This is a genomic window from Verrucomicrobiota bacterium, assembly GCA_019247695.1.
In the GTDB taxonomy this organism is placed as follows: domain Bacteria; phylum Verrucomicrobiota; class Verrucomicrobiia; order Chthoniobacterales; family JAFAMB01; genus JAFBAP01.
Window position 1 is genome coordinate 1 of the sequence record JAFBAP010000041.1, and the last position, 9,108, is coordinate 9,108.

The 9,108-nt window shown below is 59.4% G+C and carries 6 protein-coding genes; 3 read left to right on the forward strand and 3 right to left on the reverse strand.

Annotation, left to right across the window (positions count from 1 at the left end; translation table 11 throughout):
• Nucleotides 1-480: 480 nt before the first annotated feature.
• From JO015_04525 to JO015_04535, 3 genes are all read right to left on the reverse strand, one after another.
• The gene (locus JO015_04525) at nt 481-1,332 is read right to left on the reverse strand and encodes a response regulator (GenBank protein MBV9998362.1); all 852 of its coding nucleotides are present in this window, start codon (nt 1,330-1,332) and stop codon (nt 481-483) included.
• A 136-nt stretch (nt 1,333-1,468) separates the two neighbouring features.
• A complete protein-coding gene (locus JO015_04530; GenBank protein ID MBV9998363.1) occupies nt 1,469-1,921 on the reverse strand; it encodes an RNA pyrophosphohydrolase in 453 nt (150 codons plus the stop codon).
• 15 nt (nt 1,922-1,936) lie between these two features.
• A complete protein-coding gene (locus JO015_04535) occupies nt 1,937-3,247 on the reverse strand; it encodes a hypothetical protein (protein MBV9998364.1) in 1,311 nt (436 codons plus the stop codon).
• A 259-nt stretch (nt 3,248-3,506) separates the two neighbouring features.
• Between JO015_04535 and JO015_04540 the strand changes: the two genes are divergently transcribed.
• The 3 genes from JO015_04540 to JO015_04550 all read left to right on the forward strand — a co-directional run bounded on the left by JO015_04540 (nt 3,507) and on the right by JO015_04550 (nt 8,890).
• On the forward strand, nt 3,507-4,148 hold the full coding sequence (locus JO015_04540; GenBank protein ID MBV9998365.1) for a hypothetical protein: 642 nt from the start codon (nt 3,507-3,509) through the stop codon (nt 4,146-4,148).
• Nucleotides 4,135-5,718 carry a hypothetical protein gene (locus JO015_04545; protein MBV9998366.1) on the forward strand — a complete coding sequence of 528 codons (1,584 nt, stop codon included), beginning with the start codon at nt 4,135-4,137 and terminating at the stop codon, nt 5,716-5,718. Before JO015_04540 ends, JO015_04545 begins: the two co-directional genes overlap by 14 nt.
• Nucleotides 5,719-5,791: 73 nt before the next feature.
• Complete coding sequence (locus tag JO015_04550) at nt 5,792-8,890, forward strand: error-prone DNA polymerase (GenBank protein ID MBV9998367.1); 3,099 nt, start codon at nt 5,792-5,794, stop codon at nt 8,888-8,890.
• Nucleotides 8,891-9,108 lie beyond the last annotated feature (218 nt).

The window sequence follows — 9,108 nt, forward strand, 5'->3', positions numbered from 1 at the left end:
CGAACACGGCGAGCCACGGCGACCACGGCGGGAAGAGGGGAAGAGAGTTCGGAGTTCGGAGGCGTCGTAGAACCGGGTCCGATCTCCCCCGAGGGTCAGACTCACCCGGCGGGAAGACGGAATCATCCGCAGAACACGCAGAAGAACGCAGAAAAGAGAAAACCTCCACAGATTACACAGATTGACACAGATCAAGAGCGGGCGGCAACTCTAAGGTTGACACTCGCACCTACCCCCCAAGATTCCGCTCCGAACTCCGAACTCCGAACTCCGAACTCCGAACTCCGAACTCCGAACTCCGAACTCCGAACTCCGAACTCCGAACTCCGAACGCCGAACGCCGAACGCCGAACGCCGAACGCCGAACGCCGAACTCTTTCCTTTTCTTCCCGCCGTGGTCCGCCGTGTTCGCCGTGTTCGCCGTGTGAACTCTTACGTGGTGCCCGCCAAGCCCGCTGTGCCCGCCGTGTGACCGAACTCCTACCCCTTCCTCCGCACCGGGTCGGGCACGGGCGCGCTATTTTTCGAATTCTGAATCGCGTCCAGGATGAATCTCACCTGGTCGAGCAAGCGCTGTTGCGAGTAGGGCTTGGCGATAAAGCCGCAGAGGCCGCGGGCCAGCATCCGGTTCAGCTTTGATTGCTCCGCAAATCCGCTGCTGAGAACTACGGCGACATCCGGGTGAATCCGCTGCAGCTCGTTAAAGACCGTCTCTCCATCGATGCCCGGCATGATAAAATCCAGGATCACCAACCGGACGTGCAAGCCAAGGCACCGGAAAACGCGAACTGCCTCTTCACCGTCGTAGGCGGTGACCACTTTGTAACCCTCATCACAAAGCATCAGTTTTGCCAGCAGACAGACGTGCGCTTCATCATCCACCAGCAGGATCAATTCCCGGCTCCCCGTCAGATTTGCGATCTGAACATCGTTCTGACGGGCAAGCTCAGCGAGCGCTGCCGATGAATCGGATCGGGGGGACGCCACGGCAGCCGGATCGAGCATATCTCTACTTATATTTTCTGCGAGAGCCGGAGCCGAACGCACCGCCAGCGACGGCGATCCATTACTGGAACGCTCAACCCTTTCGAGAATCGAGCGCGTCACCTCACTGGCCTTCGCCACGTTTTCCTCCAAATGTTCAAGACAGTTACGGAGCTCGGGTTGGTTCTTTGAAAGCGCTTGTGAACGGTGGCTGTACCCTGCGATTTGCAGCAACAGCTTACTCAGGTCATTCGCCGCTGTCCTTAGCCATTCAAGGTCCGGCAGATCGGGCATCGATACGATACCTTTACTGAACTCGACGATATCACCGTGATCGGTTTGGGTCATCCTTGACGCAAACCCACCAGACGCACCCCAAAAGTGCACATCCTAAAAACAAAAACATCCCTAGAGGCAGCATAACGGATGTGTCATGCCGGAATCTCCTGAAAGAGTCAAAGGAAAATCACCCCTATCCCTTGAATCAGAGTGCAACCCCAAAAAAGTCGAGGAAGACCTGACGGTATACTTCACGCTTGAATCCCGGCACCCAATCCAACACGAATTCGCCCGGCTTGATCCACTGCACGGCTCTGAATTCCGGCTCCGCCGTGCCCACGTCAACCACGGCCGCACCGTCCAATTCGAGCAGAAAATAAGTTTGTTCCTGGCCGTGAAAACCGTTCTTGGTGTGACCGTCCATAAAGAGGTAGCGGTAAGGGCCCCGTTGTTTAACAAAACGGTAAGATTCCAGTCCCAGACCGACTTCCTCCAGTAACTCGCGGGCTAAGGCCTGTTCCGGGGTCTCCTTCCTCTTCTGGCCCCCCTGCGGGAACTGCCAGCCTCCCGGTACATCCGAACGTTCGCCGACCAGGATTTTACCGTCAGACCGCCGGATGATGGCCGCAACGTTGGGGCGATAACGCAGGTCGCTCATATTTCATATTCAATCTCAATGCTTGAACAGGTCACGCAGCGATTTGGCCGTGTCTTTTAATCGGTTTTTAAGGTCGCGCCCCAGCCTGTCTTCCACTGCGGCCAGGACACGTTTGCTCAGGTCTTCCTTGGGTTCCTGGACCGTGCCCGACAAGCGGACCACCGTCCAGTTCAAGCCGTTTCGTTGTTCGGTAAAAACGGCTTCCAGCGAACCCGGCACCCAATAATCCAAAAGCTCGGGCTTCAAACCGACTTGCAACACCCCCTGCACCTGGTCGCCTTTCACTTCGATCGTTCCCAGCACCCTGATCGTGTCGCGATATGCCGCATTGAGATTGGTCAGTAGAAAATTGTGGTTCGAGTAAAGCACATGACCCGCCGCGGAATCGAAACTGGCGCTGCCTAAAGGAGCCGAACCCGTCAGGTACCGCAGGCCGCCGAGATAATGACTGAAATCGTAGCGCACCTGGTTCGCCTGAAAGTCACCTTGAATGGTGCCTCGTTCAAAGTGGTTCAGGGCTCCCTGGAAGGTTAGGTCCCCAGTCACGACCCCATCCAGTTTTTCTTTGTTGAGCGGCAAACCGGTCACTGAAATATTGGCCAGCTTGGCATGGAGGTCAGCGCTCAGTTCCCGATTCAACTGGATCTCACCCTGGATGGTGGCGGTTCCGCCGCCGGGAGACGCCAGTTCAAGATCCCGGATCTGGAGGCGCCGCGAGCTAAGGCCGGCTTGTGCCTTTAACAACTGTGCCGCAGGAAACCGGTCGCTGTGGATCGTGCCCCCCTCGATTGTAAACTCCCAAGCTTTCGGGCCGGTCTTAACCGCCAGAATGCCCACATTAGTCAGGCTGCCTTTGGTCCCGTGCCGGGACTCGTAAGCCAAAGAGGCATGCTGGATCGTTATCTTCTGGACGCTGAAGTGGATCCGGAATCGCAGGCTCGGTTTCGAAGAAGGCGGTGCCACCGGTTTGGACTGAGTGGCAGCCTTGGCCGGAAGAAACTGAACCTCTGCTTGTTCCGCGCTCGCCGAATCGAGGACGATCTGGCCCGTGAACAGCTTCGGCCAATCAAGGTGCGCCGTTAAGCCGGTCAGGCGCACCGAACTGATTTTACTGCCGGGCTGGCCGGTCGCCTTAAACCCGCCGCTGCGAACGGTTGCACCGGTCCAATCAAGAGATTCAAAACTGCCTTCAGCCTCCAACGACCGGCTCACGCGCTGGCCGAGCCATAAACGGAAAGCGTCGCTCCGGATGAACACGCCTAAGCCAACCCAAAAGCCGGCCAGCAGAATAATGATCAGGGAAAAAATGAGGACAAGTCGCTTCACGAATTCTAAGACGGTGGGAGATAGCCTTGGTTATGGCTACGCAATTTTCTCTCGAGGTGAACCATTGAAGGGTGAGCAATGGACGATGGGCAACGGTTAATGATCAATGATCAAACGCGAATGATCAATCCCCGGACATTCTGTTCCTTAAGGGGAGAAGCGAAATGCGCGGGAGGAATTCATCCCCGGCTTCCGCTCTCGTAGGCGTTTAAACATAGAGGATTGATCATCCGCGTCGGATAGTGTTCATTTGAACATAGTGGCGCCTCCAAAAATTGTTGAGCTCCGTCAGGTTCTCGCCCGGCGTTTTCCCCCGCAAACCGTGCCCCCCGCCAGCCTTGCGGCCACGGGATTACCCAGCCTCGACCAAATCCTCGGGGGCGGCCTCCTGCGCGGGGCCGTTACACAAATCATTGCCCCCCTGCCCAGCACCGGGGCGACGTTGTTTCTGCAGGAATTGATCCACGCCCTCCGGGCGCAGGCGCAACTGGTGGCCCTGGTCGACGGCGCGGACTGCTTTGAACCCGTCTCAGCCGCAGATCACCTGCTTTGGGTGCGCTGCCGTTATGCGCTGGAAGCGGTCAAAGCCGCCGATTTGCTGCTCCGTGACGGTAATATTCCGGTTACCATCCTGGACCTTAAACAGAATCGGGAGGCTGAGCTGCGGAAAATACCCGGCCAGACCTGGTACCGGCTACAACGCGTGGCCGAAGAGGCGCAGACGACGCTTCTTCTGCTGACGCGTCATCCGCTGGCCTCGAGCGCGGCAATGAACCTGTACGTCCGGTCCGCACTCGTACATGACGATTTGTCCTCTTTTTCCTCCGCCCTGGTCGCGGCCCTATGTTTCCAGGCGCAACGGCGCAAGCCTTTTCAGGAACCGGCTTATGCAGAAATGTAGGAAGACGGCCTCGTTTGCCGTCATTTACGTTCCCGAGTACCGGTTACAATGCGCGTTGCTGGGGCGGATGTTCAGCCGCGCTTTTGCGGGCAAAAAATCGGCAGAAATCTTTTCCTTAAGCGGAGAAACATTTGCCGGGTGCCCGGAAACTGAATCTCAGGTTGAAATGTACGAGCGGGTGCCGGCGGCTTTGCTGGACGGCGACGGCAAACGCGTCGTTGAGCTTAATGCACCGGCGGAAGCGGCCGGTATCCCCCTGTACGCCGGCACGGGTCTGGCGGTTGCGCGCGTTCCTGCACTGCTTTGCTTACCTCGAATGTTTTCCTGGGAAACCCGGCTCCAGGACGCACTCCTGCAGCTTGCTTACCGGCATTCGCCCCTCCTGCAAAACACAGCTCCGGGCGTCTGCACGCTGGATTTGAGGATGCGGCGTGATGCTGATCACGCGCTTTGGTTACGGGATTTGCTCAGCCGGTTACGACAACTGGGCCTTAAAGCCAAAGCGGGTCTGGGCGCCAACCCTGAAGTGGCGCTGCAGGCCGCCAGGATCGCCGATCCGCTTCTGGAGATCACCGGCGACCGGGATTCCCTGCAGGCGTTACCCGTTGAGTGCCTGCAACCTTCCCCTGAGGTGGTGCAAATTCTGCGCGACTGGGGCGTGCACACCGTCAGTGGGCTGCTGCGGTTGCCACGAGAAGCTGCCGGCCGGCGTTTGGGGACGGAGGGGCTGTCCTTGTGGGATCGCGCCGCCGGCCGCTCCCCTCAGGTGCTGCGGTATGTACGCCCTTCGGAACGCTTCCTTGAATCGGTCGAACTCGAATACCGGGTGGAAACGCTGGAGCCATTGTTGTTCCTGCTCCGGCGATTTCTCGAGCGCCTCTGTATCCGGATCACCGCCGCGTACCGTTTGGTGTCCGGGTTGCACCTCAGGTTGAACCTTGAAGGTCAGGATCCGCTGGTGCGCACCTTGCAAATTCCCGCCCCTACCGTTGAAGTGGAGGCGCTTTTCCGCATTACTTCACAATACCTCGAAACCGTCCGGACCACCGCCCCCATTCTGGGGTTTGAACTTGAAGCCAAGCCGGGCGACCCCGGCAACCACCAGTTTGATCTCTACCGGGGCGGTCTCAAGGAGCCGAACCGTTTTTTCCAGACCCTGGCTCGTTTGGCGGCCCTGATCGGCAATGACCGGGTAGGAATCCCGGAACCGGTTGATACTTACCGCCCGGACAGCGTGCGCCTGCGCTGGCCGGACGGAGGGTGGATTCCCTCGTTCTCGCGGAACGAGGAGAACCAGGAACCGGCGCCGCGCATCGGCGCCGCCTTTAGACGATGCCGTCCCGGGGTGCCGGCCGCCGTCCGGTTAGAGGATGGACGTCCGGTCTACATCCAGAGTTCCCTGGCGACCGGTCACATTCAGGAAGTGGGCGGTCCCTGGAAGCTTTCCGGTGATTGGTGGGACCGGTCCTTTTGGGCGGCGGAGGAATGGGACGTACAGCTCCAAAAAGGCGCCCTGTACCGGTTAGCTCAGGAGGGTGATCAATGGCAGGTAGTCGGCATTTATGACTGACACGGATACGAGTTAAAAACGTTTGGTAAAAACTAACTGCGCGGGTTGTCTTACTCCGAAAAAGGTTCCTGCCATGAATTATGTCGAACTGCACGCGCGCAGCGCCTTCAGTTTTCTACGGGGCAGCTCTTCACCCGAACACCTGGCCTTTGTTGCCGCCCAGGTCGAGTTAGCTGCCCTGGCGCTATGCGATCGGGACGGCGTTTTTGGCGCGCCCCGGTTCTACACCGCCGCCAGGGAGGCCGGGATTCGTCCGTTGGTGGGCAGCGAACTTACGATGGAGGACGGCACCGTACTGCCGGTGCTGGTACGTTCCCGGCAGGGCTACCAAAACCTTTGCCGCCTGCTCTCACGCGCCAAGCTTCGTTCGCCCAAGCATGCAAGCGCTATCTGCTGGTCTGAACTCCCTGAATTTGCCGAGGGCCTTCTGGTCCTTACCGGTGATCAGGAGGGGCCTCTGCTCCGCGCTTTGCGAGCCGGCGAATTTGACCTTGCCCGGACGCGGCTGGTCTGGTTACGCGAAGTTTTTGGCCGGGACAGCGTTTTCGTCGAGATTCAACGTCACGCGCGCCGGGACGAACATTGGTTGAACCTCCGGCTGGTTGAACTGGCCGAACGCCACGGCGCCCACCTGGTGGCCACCAACGGCGTGCTTTACGCGACGCCGGACCGCCGGCTGGTCCTGGATGTCTTCACCTGCGCACGGCACCACACTCACCTTGACGCAGCCGGGCGTCGTCTGGAACCGAACGCCGAACGCCAGCTCAAATCTCCCGCCCAAATGCACCGGCTCTTCGCCGACCTGCCCACCGCTTTGACCAACACGAAAGTCATTGCCGGCGAAATTGAGTTCACGTTGGAAAACCTCGGCTACCAATTTCCGCGTTTTAACGTGCCTCCAGGCCAGACCATGGACGGTTACCTGGACCAGGTTACCTGGCAAGGTGCGCGCGAGCGCTACGGCAAGGCCATCCCGGCCAAGGCCCGGCGGCAGCTCGAGCGGGAGCTAAAACTGATTCATCAACTCGGTTTTTCAGGTTATTTTCTCGTCGTTTGGGATCTGGTCCGGTTTTGCAACCGGGCCGGCATCATGGTCCAGGGCCGAGGCAGCGCCGCTAACAGCGCAGTCTGCTACAGCCTCGGCATCACGGCGATTGACCCGGTCAGCAACAACTTGCTTTTCGAACGTTTTTTAAGTGAGGGCCGCAAAGGCTGGCCGGACATCGACCTGGATCTGCCGAGTGGCGACCGGCGCGAAACCGTCATCCAGGAGGTTTATCGCCGCTACGGCCGCTCAGGCGCGGCCATGACCGCAAACGTCATTACTTTTCGCGGCCGGAGCGCCATGCGCGAGGCCGGCAAGGCCCTGAACCTGCCCAAGGATATTATGGACCGGTTCTCGCGCCTGCACGCGCACGGCGATTTCCCGCACACGCTGGACGCGCGCGACCAACTGCGCCAGGCCGGTTTACCGCCGGACCAGCCTCGGGTAAACGCGCTGCTGGCCGTTTACCAGGCCATGCAGGGTCTGCCGCGCCACCTGGGCCAGCACTCGGGCGGCATGGTCATCTGTGAAGGCCAACTCGATTCCATCGTTCCGGTGGAGAATGCCTCCATGCCCGGGCGCACCGTCATTCAATGGGATAAAGAAGACTGCGAAGACCTGGGCATCGTAAAGGTTGACCTGCTCGGGCTTGGGATGCTGGCCGCCCTGCAGGATGCCGTCGAGATCTGCCGGCAACGGGGGCGGCCGGTAGACATTGCGACCATGCCCAAAGACGATGCGGCGACTTACGAAATGCTTTGCCGGGCCGATACCGTCGGCATCTTCCAGGTCGAAAGCCGTGCCCAGATGGCCACGCTGCCACGGATGAAGCCGCGCGAGTTTTACGATCTGGTCATCGAGGTTGCCATCATCCGGCCCGGTCCCATCCAGGGCCACCTGATGCATCCTTACCTGGCGCGCCGCGAAGGCGCGGAAGCGATCAGCTACCTTGATGCCCGGCTTAAACCGGTGCTGGAACGAACCCTCGGCGTGCCGCTTTTCCAGGAACAAATGCTCAAGATCGCCATGGTCATGGCCAACTTTTCCGGTCAGGAAGCTGAAGAACTCCGGCGTGCACTGAGTTCTTACCGTTCGCAGGAACGCATGCAGCGCGTCAAAGCCAAGTTGTGCAAGGCGTTGACGGCTAACCGCGTTGCGCCGGAGGTGATCGACAAAATCGTTGCCGCCATCACCTCGTTTGCCCTGTACGGTTTTCCCGAGTCGCACGCCATCAGCTTCGCCCTGATCGCCTATGCCAGTGCATGGTTAAAAGTGCATCGTCCCGCAGAATTCTATACGGGGCTGCTGAACAACCAACCAATGGGTTTTTACGCACCGGCCACCTTGATCAAGGACGCGCAACGGCGCGGCTTAAAGGTCAGGCCGGTTTCGGTTGTCCACTCGGATTGGCTTTGCAAGGTGGAAGGAGATCAAGCCGTCCGGCTCGGATTTTGCCTGAGCCAGGGACTCCAGCACGAGCACATCGAGCAGATGGTGGCTGAACGTAACCGGGCCGCGTTCTCCAGCGTGCGGGATTTTCGCAGTCGCACACGGTTCGACCGGGACGAACTCCGGAACCTGGCCAAAGCCGGGGCACTTAACGGCCTGGCAGTTCATCGTCGAAACGCACTTTGGCTGGTTGAGGGCGCGTTCCATCAAAATGACCTCTTTTCAGGCCAGGAGACCGCAACCGATTCGCCCCTGCAGGTAATGGCGCCTGCAGAACGCCTGGAAGCGGACTTCGCCACCATGCGGCTGACCACCGGCCCTCATCCGATGGCTTACCTGCGCAAAATGCTGGGCGACACCGTATGGCCCAGCGCAGACCTCATTCATGCGGCCGACGGCAGCCGGTTAAGAGTCGCCGGTCTGGCAATTTGCCGCCAACGCCCCGGGACAGCGAAGGGCGTTGTTTTCATCAGCCTCGAGGACGAAACCGGTATCGCCAACGTGATTGTCTACCCGCAGCTTTTTGAACGGCGCCGCCTGGTGATTACCCAGGAAAGCTTCCTCCTGGTGGAAGGAATCCTGCAGACGCGTTCCGGCACCATCCATATCCGGGCGGAAACCATCGAGCGCCTGCCTACCTTCCCGCTTGAGACCGCCGCCTCGCATGACTTTCAGTGACGAGTAACGCGTAACGCGTAACGGGTAGCGGGTTACTGGCGCAAGGCCCAAGTCGATTACCGGGTCCTACCGGCCACGCAAGAAGAGAAGCCCAGACTTGACATCGGCGGCTCTCTCCCATCATTGCACCCGTTACCCGTTACCCGTTACCCGTTACCCGTTACCCGTTACCCGTTACCCGTTACCCGTTACCCGTTACCCGTTACCCGTTACCCGTT

What these genes read in the sequence shown, in the direction of transcription:
- JO015_04530 (MBV9998363.1), bottom strand. Translation starts at nt 1,921, where the DNA reads ATGAGCGACCTGCGTTATCGCCCCAACGTTGCGGCCATCATCCGGCGG.
- JO015_04545 (MBV9998366.1), top strand. Translation starts at nt 4,135, where the DNA reads ATGCAGAAATGTAGGAAGACGGCCTCGTTTGCCGTCATTTACGTTCCC.
- JO015_04525 (MBV9998362.1), bottom strand. Translation starts at nt 1,332, where the DNA reads ATGACCCAAACCGATCACGGTGATATCGTCGAGTTCAGTAAAGGTATC.
- JO015_04550 (MBV9998367.1), top strand. Translation starts at nt 5,792, where the DNA reads ATGAATTATGTCGAACTGCACGCGCGCAGCGCCTTCAGTTTTCTACGG.